An 18,646-nucleotide genomic window follows, 5' to 3' on the forward strand; every position below is an offset into this window, starting at 1 on the left:
AGGTAAAACATAGACAGTCGCGGGGTAAAATTCCAGCAGTGTGCTGGTTATCCCCAGACCAGAGTCTTTTTTAACATTTGTCAAGTCGGATGATGAAAGTTTTATGTCAACGTATCCTCCTTCCTTTACAACCATTGATTTTATATAACTTGCTGTCTGAAAAGGGATATTTTCTCAAGCCGTCTTTCGCGCCAATTTAGTCGCAGGCCGCGTCGCCTCTCGCTTACGTTGTGTTTTCTAACTCTAATACACAAGGTTATCCACAGGAATAGTGGATAACTGCTTCCAGCCCGTATCCCCTGCCGCCTGGCAAAATCAGCCCTTGACGTTTTCGCCGGGCGATAAAAAAAAATTATCGCTATTTTTGGCAGATTATTGGCTAACGAGAAGGGAAAAATTGAGGCGTAGACGCTCACATTTTGCACATTTTCAGCATGGCGACGTCAGGAGGGTCTGGCGAAAGAGCAGCAGGATCGTCAGATCCTGCAAGAAGGCGGTTTTTAAGCGCGGTCAGGCGCGTTCCAGGGGGCTAAGGTCCAGATACTGTCCTGTCGCCGCCTGCGATGGAGAAACACCCAGCCACGGGATTTCCCCTAACAGCGGGGCCGGTATGACGCGGCGAAGCGTCGCGAGATATTCACCATGACGCGCGCCCGGCGGCTGTATGTCGTTGGCTATCCATCCGACAAGTGGTAATCCGGCCTGTTCTACCGCCAGCGCCGTCAGCATGGCGTGATTAATACAGCCCAGCTTGACGCCAACAACCAGAATCACCGGCAGCTGCTCCGTCTGTACCCAGTCGGCAAACGTCAGCGTGGCAGAGAGCGGTGTAAACCAGCCGCCCGCCCCTTCTGTCAACACCCAGTCTGCCTGCGACTCCAGCGTTCGCAATCCGCGTGATAATACCGCCGCGTCTATCGCCCGGCCTTCGTCGGCGCTAACGATGTGGGGAGAGGTAGGCTCGGCAAAAGTATAAGGATTGATAGCGGAATAAGGTTGCGGCAGGCTGCTGTTACGCTGCAAGGCCAGGGCATCGCTATTGCGTAGCCCGTCGGTTGTCATTTCGCTGCCGGAAGCGACGGGCTTATAGCCTACGGTTTGATAACCTAACTGCGTTGCGGCCTGCAATAAGGCGCAACTGGCAACCGTTTTACCGACTTCAGTATCAGTACCGGTCACAAAATAGCGTTTAGTCACGTTCAATCACTCCCATAAAAAGATGGTACGTCAGCGGATATTTCCCCTGCCGCTGCGGCCATGCCAACTGAATCTGTCTAAGCCGGGCGCGGGTTAATACATCTGACTCCCGCCCTTCATGAAGATGGGTGGCGCCAATGCCTTTAAGCGAGCGCATCGCGCTCAGGGCATCCTCAAACCACAATGTCATCGCCTGAGTATGACGAGACGCCCGCCAGCCGCGCAGCGCGTGGTCAATGGCCTCTTCCGGCAAAAAGCTATTCGCGTGAGCGCGATTATCGACGGCCTGCCATGCCTGACGCAGCTCCGGCAACGACCCCTGGCACAAGGTGGTAAACGCCACCACGCCGCCGGGCCGTACAACCCGATACAACTCGCTCAACGCATCACGTAAATCGCCACACCACTGGACCGCCAGGTTGCTCCAGGCCAGGTCAAAAACTTCGGCGTCATGGGGAATCGCTTCGATATCCGCCAGCAAATAGTGATGCGCCGCCTGACGATCGCGAGCCTGTTGCAGCATCGGCAGCGAAAGATCCAGGGCGGTCACCTCGCTCCCCCGCTCTCGCCAGTAACGACTCATACGTCCGGGGCCGCAGCCTGCGTCCAACACACTGGCAAACTGGCGGCCTGTCAGCAGCGTCAGCAGCGCATCCGCGCTGTGTTGCTGCAAAGAGGCGTGCTGTTCATATTGCGATGCGGCCCGGCCAAACGCCGCCGCAATAGCCTGCTTATTCACCTGCGCCATGCAGCACCTCCAGCAGACGGTCGATATCGCACGCTTCATGCGCCTGCGTTAACGTTAAGCGCAGGCGCGCCGTACCGACAGGCACCGTCGGCGGACGAATCGCCGTCGCCCAGCATCCTTGTTGACGCAGCGCCTCCGCCAGGCGCAATGCACGGCTGTTATCGCCCACGATTAACGGCTGGATGGCGCTATGGGCATTCAGTAGCGTAAATCGGGACGCGTTAACGCCGGCCCGAAAGCGCTGAACCAGAGCGGCGAGTTTTTCGCGCCGTTCACCACCTTCATCGCTACGGATCACCGCCAGCGAGGCGCTTAACGCCTGCGCCTGGGCGGGCGGCATACTGGTGCTGTAAACCAGATGACGGGCGAATTGCAGCAGATAATCCGCGACGCTTTCCGAGCAGAGCACCGCTGCGCCGCTGACGCCAAACCCCTTACCGAAAGTCACCACCAGCAACTCAGGCTTCACCCCCCGTTGCCAGCAGGTGCCCCTCCCCTCATCGCCAGTCACGCCGATGCCGTGCGCATCATCAACCAACAGCCAGGCATGATGCCTGCGGGCAATGTGCTGGATTTCCGCCAGCGGCGCGCTGTCGCCGTCCATGCTGTATACACCTTCTGTCACCACCAGTTGCTGACCCACGCAGGGCGATTGCAGTAAACGCGACAGATGCTGCGTATCGTTATGGATAAAGCGGCGAAGCTGCGCCGGACTCAGATTGGCGGCCTCCAGCAGGGAAGCATGACTCAACCTGTCGGCCACAATCCGGTCATTTTTTTTCATTAAGGCGGTAATGACCGCCTGATTCGCCGCAAAGCCAGAGATAAACAGCAGCGCGCGTGGATATCCTAACCATTGCGCCAGTTCCTCCTCTAACACCTGGTGCGCCACGGAATAACCGCTGATATGACCCGACCCGCCGCTGCCGACGCCAAAACGCGTCGCTGCCTGTTGCCAGGCGCGAATAATCTGCGGGTGTTGACTTAAGCCGAGGTAATCATTGCTGGAGAAGTTAAGATACTGTCGCCCGTTCGCTACCAGCCAGCGTCCGGCACCCTGCGATACCACATAGCGGCGGCGCAACGTATCCGTCGCCCGACGCGCCGTCAGCGCATCGTCGACGCGTTGTTGCCAACTCATAAGGCTGCCGCGTTGTAATAATCATCGGTGTCAGGCGTCATCAGCGTCTGCTCCAGACGTTGCTGCTGCTCGTTATCGCCCGCCAGCACCCTGGTCTGCTGCGGATTCAGCCCCAGCTTACGGAATAACTGCAGATCCTTGTCCTCTGCCGGATTTGGCGTAGTTAACAATTTGCAGCCATAGAAAATCGAGTTCGCCCCGGCCATAAAGCACATCGCCTGGGTCTGCTCGTTCATCTGTTCACGTCCTGCGGAAAGACGCACGTATGAGGTCGGCATCATGATGCGCGCCACGGCGATAGTACGAATAAAATCAAACGCATCCACGTCATCGTTATCCGCAAGCGGCGTGCCTTTCACCTTCACCAGCATGTTGATTGGCACGCTTTCCGGCGGCGTCGGCAGGTTCGCCAACTGCAACAACAGTCCGGCGCGATCGGTAACCGTTTCGCCCAGACCCACAATGCCGCCGGAGCACACTTTAATCCCTGCTTCACGGACTTTTTCCAGCGTGTCGAGGCGCTCCTGATAGGTACGGGTAGTGATGATATTGCCGTAAAACTCCGGCGAGGTATCGAGGTTGTGGTTGTAGTAATCCAGCCCGGCGTTAGCCAGACGCTGCGCCTGGCTCTCGTTCAACATGCCGAGCGTCATACAGGTTTCCAGCCCCATCGCTTTGACGCCCTGTACAATCTGCTCCAGATAAGGCATATCGCGTTCATGCGGATTCTTCCAGGCCGCTCCCATACAGAAGCGGGTCGAACCGGCGTTTTTCGCTTTACGGGCGGAGTCCAGTACCTGCTCTACCTCCATTAAACGCTCGGCTTCCAGCCCGGTTTTATAGCGCGAGCTCTGCGGGCAGTATTTACAATCCTCCGGGCAGGCGCCGGTTTTGATCGACAGCAGCGTACTAACCTGTACCTGCTGCGGATCGAAATGCTGGCGATGAATTTGCTGCGCTTCAAACAGCAATTCCAGCAGTGGTTTTTCAAATAATTCGGTTACTTGCGACAGTGTCCAGCGTGGGTGGCGAGCCATCGGGCTTCTCCAAAATATGTTGTTTGTTTTTGATATGGTGTAGACTCGTAAACCTAAATCTTTTTAATTTGGTTTACAAGTCGATTATGACAACGGACGATCTGGCCTTCGATAAACGCCATATTTGGCATCCTTACACTTCCATGACCTCGCCGCTGCCGGTATATCCCGTTGAGCGGGCCGAAGGCTGCGAGCTGGTTCTCGCCTCGGGCGAACGCCTGATTGAGGGGATGTCCTCGTGGTGGGCGGCCATTCATGGTTATAACCACCCGCAATTGAACGCGGCGATGAAAGCGCAAATTGACGCCATGTCGCATGTCATGTTCGGCGGCATAACCCATCAACCTGCGGTGAATCTGTGCCGTAAGCTGGTCGCGATAACGCCTGAGCCGCTGGAGTGTGTCTTTCTGGCCGACTCTGGTTCGGTGTCGGTAGAAGTGGCCATGAAGATGGCGCTGCAATACTGGCAGGCGCGGGGCGAATCGCGTCAGCGTTTTCTGACGTTTCGCCACGGTTATCATGGCGACACGTTCGGCGCGATGTCGGTGTGCGATCCGGATAACTCCATGCACAGCTTGTGGAAAGGCTATCTGCCGGAAAATCTGTTCGCGCCGGCGCCACAAAGCCGGATGGATGGCGAATGGGATGAAAGCGACATCGCGCCATTTGCCCGCCTGATGGCCGCGCATCGCCATGAAATAGCCGCCGTGATTCTGGAACCTATCGTTCAGGGCGCGGGCGGGATGCGCATATATCATCCACAATGGCTCAGGCGTATTCGTAACATGTGCGATCGCGAAGGCATTCTGCTGATTGCCGATGAAATAGCCACCGGGTTTGGCCGTACCGGCAAACTGTTCGCCTGCGAGCACGCCGGGATCGCGCCGGATATTCTGTGTCTCGGCAAAGCCTTAACCGGCGGCACCATGACCCTCTCGGCAACGCTCACGACACGCCAGGTTGCAGAGACTATTAGCAACGGCGAGGCGGGATGTTTTATGCATGGCCCGACGTTTATGGGGAATCCGCTGGCCTGCGCCGTCGCCTGCGCCAGCCTGACGCTGCTGGAAAGCGGCGAATGGCGTCAGCAGGTGGCGTCTATCGAGTCTCAGTTACGCGCTGAGTTAGCCCCCGCGCAACGTTCGCCCTGGGTGGCGGATGTGCGGGTGTTGGGCGCGATTGGGGTGGTTGAAACCACGCATCCGGTCAATATGGCGGCGCTTCAACGCTTCTTCGTCGGGCAAGGCGTCTGGATCAGGCCGTTCGGCAAGCTAATCTACCTGATGCCGCCCTACATTATTCGTCCGGATCAACTGCGCCGTTTGACCCAGGCGGTCAATGACGCGGTACACAATGAAACATTTTTTAGCCATTAATCAGCGGTAAGCGATGCTGCTTCTGGCTACACTTCTGGTGAGTCAAAAGGAGAGCGCATGAAACTTATCAGCAACGATTTGCGCGATGGAGATAAACTTCCTCATCGCCACGTTTTTAACGGTATGGGCTATGATGGCGATAATATTTCGCCGCATCTGGCCTGGGACGACGTGCCGATGGGCACCAAAAGTTTTGTCGTGACCTGTTACGATCCCGACGCGCCGACCGGCTCCGGCTGGTGGCACTGGGTGGTGGTGAACCTCCCGGCGGATACGCGCGTACTGACCCAGGGGTTCGGCTCAGGCCTGGTGGCCGTACCAGACGGCGTCATTCAGACGCGTACCGATTTCGGTAAAGCGGGCTACGGCGGCGCGGCGCCGCCTAAAGGGGAAACGCACCGCTATATCTTTACGGTTCACGCGCTGGATGTAGAGCGTATTGATGTCGATGAGGACGCCAGCGGCGCGATGGTTGGATTTAATGTTCACTTCCACTCGCTCGCCAGCGCCTCGATTACGGCGATGTTTAGTTAAACGCTGTGCCGGATGGCGGCGTAAACGTCTTACCCTGCCAACGGGTTGGGTAAGCCGAATACGCGCCGCGCCATCCGGCAGCATTCACATAAAGTCCGGCACCAGACGCTGTAACGCGCCTTGCGCCAGCAGCGCCGTCGCACACTCAATATCGGGCGCGAAAAAACGATCCTGCGTATAGTGCGCCACCCGCTCGCGCAGTGTCTGCCGCGCCTGTTCCAGTAACGGGCTGGAGGTTAACCCTTCCCGTAAATCTATCCCCTGACAGGCAGCCAGCCACTCCACGGCAATGATGCCGCGGGTATTCGCCGCCATTTCCCAGAGTCGCCGTCCTGCCGCCGGGGCCATTGAGACATGATCTTCCTGATTCGCCGAGGTCGGCAGGCTATCCACGCTGTGCGGGTGCGCCAGCGCTTTATTCTCGCTGGCGAGCGCCGCGGCGGTGACCTGGGCAATCATAAAACCGGAATTAACGCCGCCATTTTTTACCAGGAACGGCGGTAACTGCGACATATGTTTATCCATCATCAGCGCGATGCGCCGCTCCGATAGCGCGCCGATTTCCGCTATCGCCAGCGCCAGATTATCCGCCGCCATGGCAACCGGTTCAGCATGGAAGTTACCGCCGGAGATCACCTCCCCCGCCTCGGCAAAGACCAGCGGATTATCGGACACCGCGTTGGCCTCAGCCAGCAGTACCTCTTTCGTCTGACGTAACTGGGTCAGACAAGCGCCCATTACCTGCGGCTGGCAGCGAAGGGAATACGGGTCCTGAACTTTATGACAGTGGTGATGTGATTCAGCAATAGCACTGGTATCGGTCAACAGATGCCGGAACAACCGCGCGGCGTCAATTTGCCCCTGTTGTCCGCGCGCGGCATGAATGCGCGCATCAAAAGGACGGCGCGATCCCAGTACGGCTTCGGTGGTCAGCGCGCCGCAGACGACGGCGGAGGCAAATAACTCCTGTGCCTCAAACAAACCGCGCAGCGCGAAGGCCGTTGACGCCTGGGTGCCGTTAAGCAGCGCCAGCCCCTCTTTGGCCGCCAGCGCGACAGGCTCCAGTCCGGCCTTTTTTAGCGCCGTCTGCGCCGGAAGCCATTCGCCCTGCCAGCGCGCTTTTCCTTCGCCAAGCAGCGTCAGCGACAGATGCGCCAGCGGCGCTAAGTCGCCCGACGCGCCAACCGAGCCTTTTGCCGGAATCAGCGGATACACGCCGGCATTCACCAGAGCGATGAGCGCCTCTATCACGCTCAACCGAATCCCGGAAAACCCGCGCGCCAGGCTATTGATTTTCAATACCATAATCAGACGCACCATCGCGTCATCCAGTGGGTCGCCTACGCCCGCGGCGTGAGACAACACCAACGATCGCTGTAGATTTTGCAAGTCTTCATCAGCGATGCGCGTCTGCGCCAGCAGGCCGAAACCGGTGTTGATGCCGTAGGCGGTACGCCCTTCGGCAACGATATCATTGACGCACGCGACGCTGGCGTTAATGCCGTCAATGGCGCTGGCGTCCAGCCGAAGCTGTACCGGATGACGCCAGACATCGTACAGTTGAGAGAGGCTTAACTGCCCCGGAGTGAGTGTCATGGTGTTCATATCAGCCTTTCCCCTGCGTCGCCGCAACCATCGGTAAATTCAGACCTTGCTCAACAGCGCATTCCACCGCGAGATCATATCCGGCATCGGCATGGCGCATGACGCCCGTCGCCGGATCGTTGTGTAACACGCGGCGAATACGCGCGGCGGCCTCGTCAGTGCCATCACAGACAATCACCATACCGGCGTGTTGCGAAAACCCCATTCCCACCCCGCCGCCATGATGGAGCGATACCCATGTCGCCCCGCTGGCGGTATTCAGCAACGCATTTAACAGCGGCCAGTCGGAAACCGCGTCGGAACCGTCGCGCATCGCTTCGGTTTCACGGTTAGGGCTGGCGACAGAACCGGAATCCAGGTGATCGCGGCCAATCACAATGGGCGCGGATACCTCGCCGCAACGCACCATTTCGTTGAACGCCAGCCCCAGTTTTTGCCGCCACTCCAGGCCTACCCAGCAGATACGCGCCGGTAACCCCTGAAAATGAATGCGCTCGCGCGCCATATCCAGCCAGTGATGCAGATGTTTATCCTCAGCCACTATCTCTTTGACTTTGGCATCGGTTTTATAGATATCCTGCGGATCGCCGGACAGCGCCACCCAGCGAAACGGCCCGATGCCACGACAGAACAGCGGACGAATATAGGTTGGCACAAATCCCGGAAAATCAAAGGCGTTTTCCACCCCCATCTCTTTCGCCATCTGACGAATATTGTTGCCATAGTCAAAGGTCGGCACGCCCATTTTACTGAACGCCAGCATCGCCCGAACATGCGCCGCCATGGAACGTTTCGCTGCCTGCATCGTCCCGTGGGGATCGGATTGCGCGTTTTTCTGATACTCCTCCCAGCGCCAGCCGGAGGGTAAATAGCCATGTAGCGGATCGTGGGCGCTGGTCTGATCGGTCACCAGGTCCGGGCGCACGCCGCGATTAACCAGTTCCGGCAGGATATCCGCCGCGTTCGCGCACAGGGCGACGGACACGGCTTTCCCCTCGCGGGTGTAGCGCGTAATGCGGGCCAGCGCGTCATCCAGCGTGGCGGCCTGCTCATCCACGTAGCGAGTACGCAGACGAAAATCGATACGGCTTTGCTGGCATTCAATCGTCAGCGAACACGCTCCGGCCAGCGTCGCGGCTAGCGGTTGCGCGCCGCCCATGCCGCCCAGCCCGGCAGTCAGCACCCAGCGTCCCGCCAGCGTGCCGTTATAGTGCTGACGCCCCGCCTCGACAAAGGTTTCGTATGTTCCCTGCACGATTCCCTGGCTGCCGATATAGATCCAGCTTCCGGCCGTCATTTGACCGTACATCGCCAGCCCTTTCGCATCCAGTTCGTTAAAGTGTTCCCATGTCGCCCAGTGGGGAACCAGGTTGGAGTTGGCGATTAATACCCGCGGCGCGTTGTCGTGCGTTTTAAATACGCCGACCGGTTTGCCAGACTGAATAAGCAACGTTTCGTCCGCCTCCAGCCGGGTGAGCGCATCAACAATAGCGTCATAGCATTCCCAGTTGCGCGCGGCGCGACCAATCCCGCCGTAGACCACCAGCTCATGCGGATTTTCCGCCACGTCAGGATCGAGATTATTCATTAACATCCGCAGCGGGGCTTCTGTCAGCCAGCTTTTCGCCGTTAATACCGTGCCTCGGGGCGCGCGGATAGTCTGCTGACGATACTTGCTTTCAGGCATAGCAATGACTCCTCATTATTATCGGTCTGCCATCGCCAAATAACGCTAAAACGCCACTATCAGGCACCGCCGCAGACCCACAGATAAGAATCAGACATATACTTGTCTATACAAGTAAGCACAAGAATAGAATTAACAAAAATGATACAATTTTGTTATATTGTGTCAGCAATCACGTTTTCCGGCAGCGGCCCGCTCAGGAGATAAATCGTCCCTGTAGCCGGTAGCGCGACCCGGGGAAAAGTAAACGGGCGTGAGAAACAATCCGCGACGCGGACCAGGTCGTACGACGAATGAGCAGACAAGGCTCATGCTCTTTGATAGTTAACCACGCACACTCTTGCGCCGTGGCGCGCACCGCCTCCACAATATGTTCCCCTTCCGTTAGCGGCGCGATCCGCGACAAATAAGCGTGCGGCGTGGTCTGACGGTAATCCTGCGTCAGATAATCCACGGCAATATCCGCATTCACGCAGCGATCTTCAATTTGTACCGGCAGATCGTTTTCATAATGCACCATGATGGAATGGAAAATGACATCGCTCTCATTGACGTTGAGAGCGCTGGCCTGGATGGCGTTTGCCCGCACACGCTCCAGCGTGAGCACCTCACAACGATGCTGATGACGGCGGGCGGCAATCTCCTCGGCGATACTGCGGACTTCAAACAGCGCGGACTGGCCTTTCGGTTCGGCGACAAACGTCCCCACGCCCTGTAAACGCACCAGCCACCCTTCATCCGTCAGCTCACGCAGCGCCCGGTTGATGGTCATTCGGCTAAAGCCATACTGGGCGACCAGTTCTGCTTCCGACGGAATGCGATCGTGCGGCTGCCAGACGCCGCCGGCTATTTTTTTACAGATGTCCTGTTTCACCGTTTCGTAAAAAGGCGCAGGCGCAGAACGGGAGCGGGATGAATACATGCGTGAAGCCTTCCTTATGCGGAGAGTGTTTTCCGGATGACAGATTAACGCCACCAGTGCGCGATTTGCCAGCCAAGCCGCGCCGCCACGCGCGCCGCTGCGCCATCTTCATCAAAGCGTGGATTAAATTCAACCAGATCCGCCGCCTGTAATTTTCCGCTGCGGCAAACCGGCTCAATTAAACGCAGAACCTGTATCAGCGGCACGCCCAGCGCTGCGGGAGCGGAGACGGCCGGCATTTCCCAGACAGGCAATACGTCGAGATCGATAGTCAGATAAATTTTATCCACCTTGTCGATAAACTGCGCCATCTGCGCCAGCGCGTCATGGCAGTCCAGATCCTCCACCACGGTAACATTCCGCCACTGCGCTTCCCGCCACAACGCCTGCGTATTCGCCGCACGGCTCACGCCGAAACAGGCATAATGAAACGCGCGGCTCTGCGCGTCGCATAGCTGCGCCAGTTGACGAAACGGCGTCCCGGATGTTGCCCGGTCGGTCTGACGGAGATCCAGATGCGCATCAAGATTAATGATCCCTACGCTTTCCTGCGCAAACGCGTCCAGCACCCCCGCGCCGTGTCCAAACGCGGTTTCATGCCCGCCGCCCAGTACCAGCGTGCGCATCCCGGCCCGCAGACAGCGGCTTACCGCATCGCGCAAGGCCTGCTGCGCGCCTTCCAGATCGGGCGTCGGCGCAACCCAATTGCCTAAATCCACCAGCCGTTCATGTCCCTGATGGCTGGCCATATTCGCCAGCGCTTTACGCAACGCGTCCGGGGCGCCTGCCGCGCCGGGACGGCCTGCATTGCGTTTTACCCCCTCGTCGCAGGCAAATCCCATTAACGCGATCTTTTGCTGCCAGTTTTCGGGGAAAAAGGTCTCGCTGCGCGTGACGGTCTGAAACAGACGCCGCGCATCCGGCGCTTCTATACTGTCATCGCGCCCCTGCCAAAGCGCCGGAGAAGCCGGATACCATTGCGTCATGAGATTTTTCCTCTGTATACCCGCTGATATAAAGGGTTACGCCCCGGCTCATACACTATCTCTACCGGCTGTTCAGCATCCCACACCACAAAATCCGCCCGGTAGCCGGCCCTGATCTGCCCGTGCGTCGCCTGTCTTCCCAACGCGCGTGCGGCATGGCGCGTAACGCCCGCCCATGCCTCTTCCGGCGTCAGACCAAACTGTACGCAGGCCATATTCATCGCCAGATGCAAACTGCAAAACGGGCTGGTGCCGGGATTGAAATCGCTGGCGACGGCGACAGGCACCTGATAGCGGCGCAGCAGTTCTACCGGCGGGCGCTGCGTCTCGCGCAGAAAATAAAACGCGCCGGGCAATAATACGCCGACAGTACCGCCGTCACGCATCGCCGCGACGCCCGTTTCATCAAGATATTCGATATGATCCGCCGATAAACCCTGATAACGACTCACCAGCTGCGCGCCGCCCAACAGCGAAAGCTGCTCAACATGGCCTTTAACGGGAATACCTAACGCCTTCGCCGTCTGCAACACGCGCTCACTCTGCGCCACATTAAAGCCGACGCTCTCGCAAAAGAGGTCTACCGCATCAAATAACCCTTTTTGCCAGAGCTGCGGAATCATCGTCTCGCAGACCAGAGTGATGTAGCCGTCCGGGTCGTCACGATACTCCGCTGGTGTAGCATGAGCGGCCAATAGCGTGGGGCTAATGTCGATAGCGTTTTCGGCGGCAAGTTTTGCAGCAACGCGCAACAGCTTTTCTTCTGTCGCCAGCTCCAGACCATAGCCGGATTTAATCTCCAGCAGCGTAACGCCTTCGCTGGCAAGGCGCATCATGCGTTCGCGCGCCAGCAGGTAGAGCGGCTCCTCCGCACAGGCGCGGGTTGCTGATACCGTCGCGTTAATGCCGCCGCCCTGAGCGCTAATATGCTGGTATGACGCGCCGTTAAGCCGCTGCTCCCACTCTGCGGCGCGGTTACCGGCAAACACCAGATGCGTGTGGCAATCGATAAGTCCCGGGGTTACCAGTCGTCCCTGCATATCATGGATATTGTCCCCACTGACAGGAAGCTGCGTCTCTGGCACGATATCGCAAATATGCCCTTCGCGTACAATCAGCGCCTGGTTATCCACCAGCCCGTACGGGGCTTGCCGCTGCGGGTCCATTGTCGCCAGCCTGATGTTTCGCCAGACAGTATCGTCCGGTAAAAGTTGCCGCATTCCTGTCGCTCTCTTGCCTGTCATGAGTTGTATAGACATTTATTTTCTTTCTGCTCCGGATTGTCAACTCAAAGCGCGAAAGTTGTTGCTTAATTGTGATAAAACTATCTGATGCGACAGGTGTTTCCAGCCTGAAAAGGAACTTTTTACCTTTTCGCCTTCCCGTTTCGTTCAACTTAGTATAAAAAAGCAGGCTTCAATGGATGTCATTTAACTTTTTCAAGCCCGGAGCAACCTGTGAATACATTATCGGTTTCCCGTCTGGCGCTGGCACTGGCTTTTGGCGTGACGCTGAGCGCCTGTAGCTCTACGCCACCCGATCAGATCCCTTCCGATCAAACCGCGCCTGGCACCGCCTCGCGCCCAATTCTGTCGGCAAATGAAGCGAAAAACTTCGTTGCGGCGCGCTATTTTGCCTCCCTGACGCCGAATACCGCCCCGTGGTCGCCGTCGCCGATTACCCTGCCCGCACAGCCTGACTTTGTGGTGGGGCCGGCAGGTACGCCAGGCGTTACGCACACCTCGATTCAGGCCGCGGTCGATGCGGCAATGGTTAAACGCACGAACAAACGCCAGTACATTGCTATTATGCCGGGCGACTATCAGGGGACCGTGTATGTTCCCGCCGCGCCGGGAAGTCTGACCCTGTACGGGACCGGTGAAAAACCGATCGATGTGAAAATTGGGATGGCGATTGATGGTGAAATGAGCGTCGCTGACTGGCGCCGCGCGGTGAATCCCGGCGGGAAATATATGCCTGGTAAACCCGCCTGGTATATGTTCGATAACTGCCAAAGCAAACACGCCGCGACGATCGGTGTAATGTGTTCTGCCGCGTTCTGGTCGCAGAATAACGGTCTGCAGCTACAAAATCTGACCATCGAGAACACGCTGGGCGACAGCGTCGATGCCGGAAACCATCCGGCGGTGGCGCTGCGTACCGATGGCGACAAAGTCCAGATTAACAAGGTCAATATCCTTGGCCGCCAGAATACCTTCTTTGTGACCAACAGCGGCGTGCAGAACCGTCTGCAAACCGATCGCCAGCCGCGTACGCTGGTGACGAACAGCTATATTGAAGGCGATGTGGATATGGTGTCCGGACGCGGCGCCGTGGTGTTCGATAACACCAACTTCCAGGTCGTCAACTCCCGCACACAGCAGGAAGCCTACGTCTTCGCCCCGGCGACGCTGTCCAATATTTACTATGGCTTTTTGGCGATCAACAGCCGCTTTAACGCCTCCGGCGATGGCGTTGCGCAGCTTGGCCGCTCGCTGGATGTCGACGCCAACACCAACGGTCAGGTCGTGATCCGCGACAGCGTGATTAACGAGGGCTTCAACGTTGCCAAACCGTGGGCCGACGCGGTCATCTCGAAACGTCCGTTTGCTGGAAATACGGGAACCGTGGATGACAAAGACGAGGTGCAGCGTAATCTGAACGACACTAACTACAACCGCATGTGGGAATACAACAACCGCGGTGTAGGCAGTAAAGTAGTGGCGGAACCTAAGCAGTAATCGCCGTTCCGGTTCAGGTTTATAAACGGGCCGCCGCAGCAGATGTGGCGGCCCGTGGTTTTACTGCAAGCGATGTTTATTGAAATTAATCAGGCATCCCGCCTTGATGAGCTCCAGCCCGCCGCCCTCCGGCACACAGCGCTTTAGTACGCGTTCACCACAACCCACATCGGCCCCTGCCCGACGGCATAACGGCCTTTTTCCGTCAGCAACCCCTGAGTGCCCGTAATTTCATAGACCGCGATATGATGTGATTTTTGACCCGCTGCAATCAGGTATTTTCCGCTATTGTCGATATTAAAGCCGCGCGGTTGGGCTTCCGTCGGCTGGAAGCCTTCAACGCTCAGTACGCTGCCATCTTCGGAGACACTAAAGACGGTAATCAGACTGGCGGTGCGGTCACAGGCATACAGATGCCGTCCATCCGGCGTAATATGAATATCCGCCGCCCAGCGGGTATCGGAAAAATCGGCGGGCATCATATCCAGGGTTTGTACGCACTCTATCTCGCCATGCGGATTTTTAAGCTGCCAGACATCCACCGAACTGTTCAGTTCATTGACGCAATACGCATATTGTCGATTCGGGTGGAAGACCATATGACGCGGGCCTGCCCCTTCGACTGTATTTACTTCCGCCGGCTCCTGGGCCACCAGATGGCCGTCATCGCTTAGCGTAAACAGACAAATGCGATCCTGTTTTAGCGCAGGCACCCACAGGGTACGGTTATCAGGCGTAATATTTGCCGAGTGGCAGCCGTCCAGCCCTTCCACCACATCCACCAGCTCAACCGGCAGACCATCCTGTAAGCGCGTCACGCTGACATTACCGGCGTTATACGATCCGACAAAGACAAAACGACCATGATGATCGGTAGAAATATGGGTCGGGCTACCCGGCAGGGCGGATTCGGCGGCAAACGTCAGCGCGCCATCATCCGGCGCAATACGATACGCCAGGACACGAAACTCCGGGCGCACGCCGACATAGAGGTAGCGTTTATCCGGACTGACCACCATCGGCTGAACCTGACCGGGCACATCCACGACCTGCACCAGCGTCAGCGTCCCTTCGTGGTTCAGGCTCCAGACGTGAATTTGCTGACTCTCAGGGCTGGCGGTATAGACTGTTTGTTTCATGAATACTCCTTTGCATATGGCATGTAGCTGCAATAACAGGACACAGCTTAACGTAGTCGCTTTTGACGGCGAATGCTGAATTCAGACGCAGAATTTTGTCTGCTTACCGTCCCGGTGTACCATGCCGACAGACGGAATTATTACTCTTAATCTGGAAAAAATTATGACTGCACGCGTGATTGCCCTCGATTTAGACGGAACATTATTAACCCCGCATAAAACCTTACTCCCCTCCTCGCTTGACGCGCTATCACGCGCCAAAGAGGCGGGCTTTCAACTTATCATTGTCACTGGTCGCCATCACGTTGCTATTCATCCTTTTTATCAGGCGCTGGCGCTGGAAACACCTGCTATTTGCTGCAACGGCACCTATTTGTATGATTATCAAGCTAAAACTGTCCTGGATGCCGATCCTATGCCCGTGGATAAGGCGTTGCAGTTGATTGATTTACTGGATGAGCATCAGATTCACGGCCTGATGTATGTTGATGACGCTATGCTTTACGAACACCCAACCGGTCACGTCGTGCGTACCTCCCGGTGGGCGCAGACCTTGCCGCCGGAGCAACGTCCGACCTTTACACAGGTCTCTTCGTTGGCGCAGGCGGCGCGCGACGTGAATGCCGTGTGGAAGTTTGCGCTTACCGATGAAGATATTCCCAGGCTACAGCGGTTCGGTCAGCATGTTGAACAGGCGCTTGGCCTGGAGTGCGAATGGTCATGGCACGATCAGGTGGATATCGCGCGCAAAGGCAACAGTAAAGGCAAGCGCCTTACCCAGTGGATAGAAGCGCAGGGAGGGTCAATGAAAAATGTGATCGCTTTCGGCGATAACTACAACGACATCAGTATGCTGGAGGCGGCAGGCACCGGCGTTGCGATGGGCAACGCCGATGAGGCGGTGAAAGCGCGCGCTGACGTCGTGATCGGCGATAACACTACCGATAGCATCGCCAAATTTATTTACACCCACCTGCTATAGTCAGGCGGTGATAGAAACGCTTTTCACCTGCGCGTAAAGCCACAGGCCAGGCTTGATATTCAGCTCATCCCTGGCCCACGGGCTTATTCGCGCCCACAGCGTTCTGCCGCCTATCTCAAGCTGGACTTCCACCTGTCCGTTATCGTCATAGCAATTCGCCACTTTTGCCCGCAATACGTTGCGGATACTGGTCTGCTGCGGCGGCTGTAGTACCAGCGAGACATCCGACGCCTGTATACGAATACGCAGTGTGGATTGCAGCGGCTGATTGAGTTTATTTACCCACAGGTGCTGGTCGCCAAGCGCCAGGGCGGTCATGGCATAATGCGGGTGATGCTCCAGCACGCTGACTTTCAGAATACTGCTCTGTTGCTCTTTCGGCAGCCACGGGTGCATAACGCTGCTTCCCCAGACTTCTTCCAGCGGGCCAAACGCTTTAACCTGTCCATCCTCCAGCACCATGACTTTATCCGCCAGGTGGAGAATTTCATCGAGAGAATGGCTGACATACAGCATGGGAATATTGATTTCCCGCGCCAGCCGTTGCAGGTACGGCAGTAATTCGCGTTTACGCGGGATATCCAGCGAGGCCAACGGTTCGTCCAACAGCAGCAACTCCGGGGCGGTGAGCAATGCCCGGCCTATCGCTACGCGCTGTTTTTCTCCGCCGGACAAGCTCCCCGGCAGGCGATCAAGCAACGCTTCAATTCCCAGCAGCGACACCAGCTTATCAAACTGACCGGTCATGCTTTTCGCCATGCCGTAGCGCAAATTGCCGCGTACTTTGTAATGGGGGAACAGGCGCGCATCCTGGAAAACATAACCGATGCGGCGCTTTTCCGGCGTTAAACAGATACCGTTTTCCGCGTCATGCAACACCCGGCCATTCAGCGCGATGCGTCCTTTTTGCGGGCGAGTCAAACCGCTGATGGCATTAATCAGCGAGGTTTTTCCCGCGCCGGAGACGCCAAAGATAGCCGTGATCCCACTGGCTGGCAGCGTTTCGTTGAGGGTTAAACAGTGCGTTCCCAGCGTCTGGGAAAAATTAAGCTCCAGCATGGTTAGCGCCCCGTCCGTTCACGGCTAATCCGCGCCAGCCATTCAGAAATTAATAGCGAAATCAGCGCTAATACAATCGAAATCACGCACAGCCTCGCCGCCGCGCTCTCCCCGCCAGGCGTCTGGATCAAGGTATACATGGCGGAAGGTATGGTGCGGGTTTCGCCCGGAATATTGGAAACAAAGGTAATGGTCGCGCCAAATTCGCCAAGCGAACGGGCAAACGCCAGCACCGTACCGACAATAATACCCGGCAGGGTAAGCGGTAAGGTGATAGTCAGAAAAACGCGCCAGCGCCCGGCGCCCAGCGTTCTGGCGGCCTGTTCAAGCTTGATATCCACCCCCTCCAGCGCCAACCGAATGGCCCGCACCATCAGCGGGAAGGACATCACCGCCGCCGCCAGCACGGCGCCGCGCCAGCTAAAGGCAAACGTGAGACCGAACCAGTCATACAGCCACTGGCCAATAAACCCGCGTCGCCCCATCGACACCAGCAGCAGATAGCCGACCACCACCGGCGGCAGCACCAGCGGCAGATGCAGGACGCTATCAAGTAAGGCTTTGCCCGGAAACCGGCATCGTACCAGTAACCAGGCAAAAAAGATCCCAAACGGCAGGCTAAACAGCACGGCCAGGGAAGACACTTTCAGGCTAAGAAGGACAGCCTGCCATTCTGGATCGGTCAGTATCATTACTTCGTCGTAAATCCATAACGTTTAAAGATTGCCGAGGCCTGCGGTCCTTTCAGGTAATCATAGAACGCGCTGACGGTCGCATTTTTATGCCCCTCTACGATAGCGATGGGGTATTCCACTTTTTTATGTGAATCTTCCGGGAACGTCGCCACCACGTTGACCCCCTTGCTGGCAACCGCATCAGAACCGTATACAATGCCCAAAGGCGCTTCGTTACGTTCGACCAGCGCCAACGCGCCGCGCACATCCTCGCCCGGCGCCAGTTTCGGTTCAAGCGTTTGCCATGCGCCCAGCTTTTGCAGCGCTTCTTTGGCATAAATTCCCGCCGGTACGTGTTGCGGATCGCCCACTGCCAGACGCCCGCCGTTCAACAGACGAATCCAGTCCGTTTTGTTGTCGATGGTAAACGGTTTCTGCTCGCTGGCTTTCGGCGCTACCACCACCAGGCTATTGCCAAGCAATGTTTCGCGCGTCGTGGTATCCACCGCTTTTTTATCGGCTGCATAATCCATCCATTTCTGATCAGCAGAGATGAACAGGTCCGCCGGCGCGCCCGCTTCTATCTGGCGCGCCAGCGTTGAAGAGGAGGCGAATGAGGAGACCACATCCACATTTTTCTCTTTTTTATATTCTGCCGCAATGTCTTGCATCGCGTTCGTTAGCGACGCGGCGGCAAATACGGTGATCTTGCCTTCATCCGCCAGCGCATGACCAGCGATGACGAAAGATAATGTCGCCCCTGCGACCAGGCGTAACCAGGAATGCGCCATCTGTAACTCCTTGTGCGTTTCGTTATG

Annotated in this window: 17 protein-coding genes; 4 read left to right on the forward strand and 13 right to left on the reverse strand. The window is 57.1% G+C overall.

The window, feature by feature from the left end; genetic code table 11:
• Window positions 1-510: 510 nt before the first annotated feature.
• The 4 genes from bioD to bioB are packed head-to-tail and all read right to left on the reverse strand — an operon-like array spanning window position 511 to window position 4,123.
• Window positions 511-1,197, reverse strand: a complete 687-nt coding sequence (gene bioD, locus ABVN44_RS23385; protein WP_000167227.1) for a dethiobiotin synthase — start codon at window positions 1,195-1,197, stop codon at window positions 511-513.
• Complete coding sequence (gene bioC / locus ABVN44_RS23390) at window positions 1,190-1,945, reverse strand: malonyl-ACP O-methyltransferase BioC (RefSeq protein WP_000079911.1); 756 nt, start codon at window positions 1,943-1,945, stop codon at window positions 1,190-1,192. The genes bioD and bioC overlap by 8 nt, the downstream gene beginning before the upstream one ends.
• Window positions 1,929-3,086 (reverse strand): 8-amino-7-oxononanoate synthase, encoded by a 1,158-nt coding sequence (gene bioF / locus ABVN44_RS23395; protein ID WP_023231410.1) that lies wholly within the window; start codon window positions 3,084-3,086, stop codon window positions 1,929-1,931. Before bioF ends, bioC begins: the two co-directional genes overlap by 17 nt.
• Window positions 3,083-4,123: a biotin synthase BioB gene (gene bioB, locus ABVN44_RS23400; RefSeq protein WP_000090727.1), complete on the reverse strand. Its 1,041-nt coding sequence runs from the start codon at window positions 4,121-4,123 to the stop codon at window positions 3,083-3,085. The genes bioF and bioB overlap by 4 nt, the downstream gene beginning before the upstream one ends.
• Before the next feature lie 86 nt (window positions 4,124-4,209).
• On the opposite strand from bioB, the gene bioA reads away from it, so the two are divergent.
• Together bioA and ABVN44_RS23410 are read left to right on the forward strand one after the other, a co-directional pair.
• The gene (gene bioA / locus ABVN44_RS23405) at window positions 4,210-5,499 is read left to right on the forward strand and encodes an adenosylmethionine--8-amino-7-oxononanoate transaminase (RefSeq protein ID WP_000205502.1); all 1,290 of its coding nucleotides are present in this window, start codon (window positions 4,210-4,212) and stop codon (window positions 5,497-5,499) included.
• A gap of 57 nt (window positions 5,500-5,556) precedes the next feature.
• Window positions 5,557-6,033 carry a kinase inhibitor gene (locus ABVN44_RS23410; protein WP_023231411.1) on the forward strand — a complete coding sequence of 159 codons (477 nt, stop codon included), beginning with the start codon at window positions 5,557-5,559 and terminating at the stop codon, window positions 6,031-6,033.
• 84 nt (window positions 6,034-6,117) lie between these two features.
• Here ABVN44_RS23410 and hutH read toward each other — a convergent pair whose 3' ends face one another.
• The 5 genes from hutH to hutI form a co-directional block, all read right to left on the reverse strand.
• Entirely contained in the window at window positions 6,118-7,638 is a 1,521-nt protein-coding gene (hutH, locus tag ABVN44_RS23415; protein WP_023231412.1) for a histidine ammonia-lyase, read from the reverse strand.
• Window position 7,639: 1 nt separating this feature from the next.
• Window positions 7,640-9,325: a urocanate hydratase gene (gene hutU / locus ABVN44_RS23420; protein ID WP_023231413.1), complete on the reverse strand. Its 1,686-nt coding sequence runs from the start codon at window positions 9,323-9,325 to the stop codon at window positions 7,640-7,642.
• Window positions 9,326-9,521: 196 nt separating this feature from the next.
• A complete protein-coding gene (locus tag ABVN44_RS23425; RefSeq protein WP_000287413.1) occupies window positions 9,522-10,247 on the reverse strand; it encodes a histidine utilization repressor in 726 nt (241 codons plus the stop codon).
• A 44-nt stretch (window positions 10,248-10,291) separates the two neighbouring features.
• Complete coding sequence (gene hutG, locus ABVN44_RS23430; protein WP_023231414.1) at window positions 10,292-11,233, reverse strand: formimidoylglutamase; 942 nt, start codon at window positions 11,231-11,233, stop codon at window positions 10,292-10,294.
• Window positions 11,230-12,453, reverse strand: coding sequence for an imidazolonepropionase (gene hutI / locus ABVN44_RS23435; RefSeq protein WP_023231415.1), 1,224 nt, complete (start codon window positions 12,451-12,453; stop codon window positions 11,230-11,232). Before hutI ends, hutG begins: the two co-directional genes overlap by 4 nt.
• Before the next feature lie 237 nt (window positions 12,454-12,690).
• Between hutI and ABVN44_RS23440 the strand changes: the two genes are divergently transcribed.
• Window positions 12,691-13,974: a putative acyl-CoA thioester hydrolase gene (locus ABVN44_RS23440; protein ID WP_001094776.1), complete on the forward strand. Its 1,284-nt coding sequence runs from the start codon at window positions 12,691-12,693 to the stop codon at window positions 13,972-13,974.
• 143 nt (window positions 13,975-14,117) lie between these two features.
• Here ABVN44_RS23440 and pgl read toward each other — a convergent pair whose 3' ends face one another.
• On the reverse strand, window positions 14,118-15,113 hold the full coding sequence (gene pgl / locus ABVN44_RS23445; RefSeq protein WP_000815468.1) for a 6-phosphogluconolactonase: 996 nt from the start codon (window positions 15,111-15,113) through the stop codon (window positions 14,118-14,120).
• A 163-nt stretch (window positions 15,114-15,276) separates the two neighbouring features.
• Here pgl and ABVN44_RS23450 point away from each other — a divergent pair, with 163 nt between their 5' ends.
• Window positions 15,277-16,095, forward strand: a complete 819-nt coding sequence (locus ABVN44_RS23450; protein WP_001748281.1) for a pyridoxal phosphatase — start codon at window positions 15,277-15,279, stop codon at window positions 16,093-16,095.
• On the opposite strand, the gene modC is transcribed toward ABVN44_RS23450, so the two are convergent.
• From modC to modA, 3 genes are read right to left on the reverse strand one after another with little or no spacing between them, the layout of a single operon-like run.
• Window positions 16,096-17,154: a molybdenum ABC transporter ATP-binding protein ModC gene (gene modC / locus ABVN44_RS23455; RefSeq protein ID WP_000891710.1), complete on the reverse strand. Its 1,059-nt coding sequence runs from the start codon at window positions 17,152-17,154 to the stop codon at window positions 16,096-16,098. It abuts the gene before it with no gap.
• Window positions 17,155-17,156: 2 nt separating this feature from the next.
• A complete protein-coding gene (modB, locus tag ABVN44_RS23460; protein WP_000604026.1) occupies window positions 17,157-17,846 on the reverse strand; it encodes a molybdate ABC transporter permease subunit in 690 nt (229 codons plus the stop codon).
• Window positions 17,846-18,619, reverse strand: coding sequence for a molybdate ABC transporter substrate-binding protein (gene modA, locus ABVN44_RS23465; RefSeq protein ID WP_000951416.1), 774 nt, complete (start codon window positions 18,617-18,619; stop codon window positions 17,846-17,848). Before modA ends, modB begins: the two co-directional genes overlap by 1 nt.
• Window positions 18,620-18,646: the final 27 nt, after the last annotated feature.

Origin of the sequence: Salmonella sp. SJTUF15570, assembly GCF_043357055.1 — a bacterium.
In the GTDB taxonomy this organism is placed as follows: Bacteria; Pseudomonadota; Gammaproteobacteria; order Enterobacterales; family Enterobacteriaceae; genus Salmonella; species Salmonella enterica.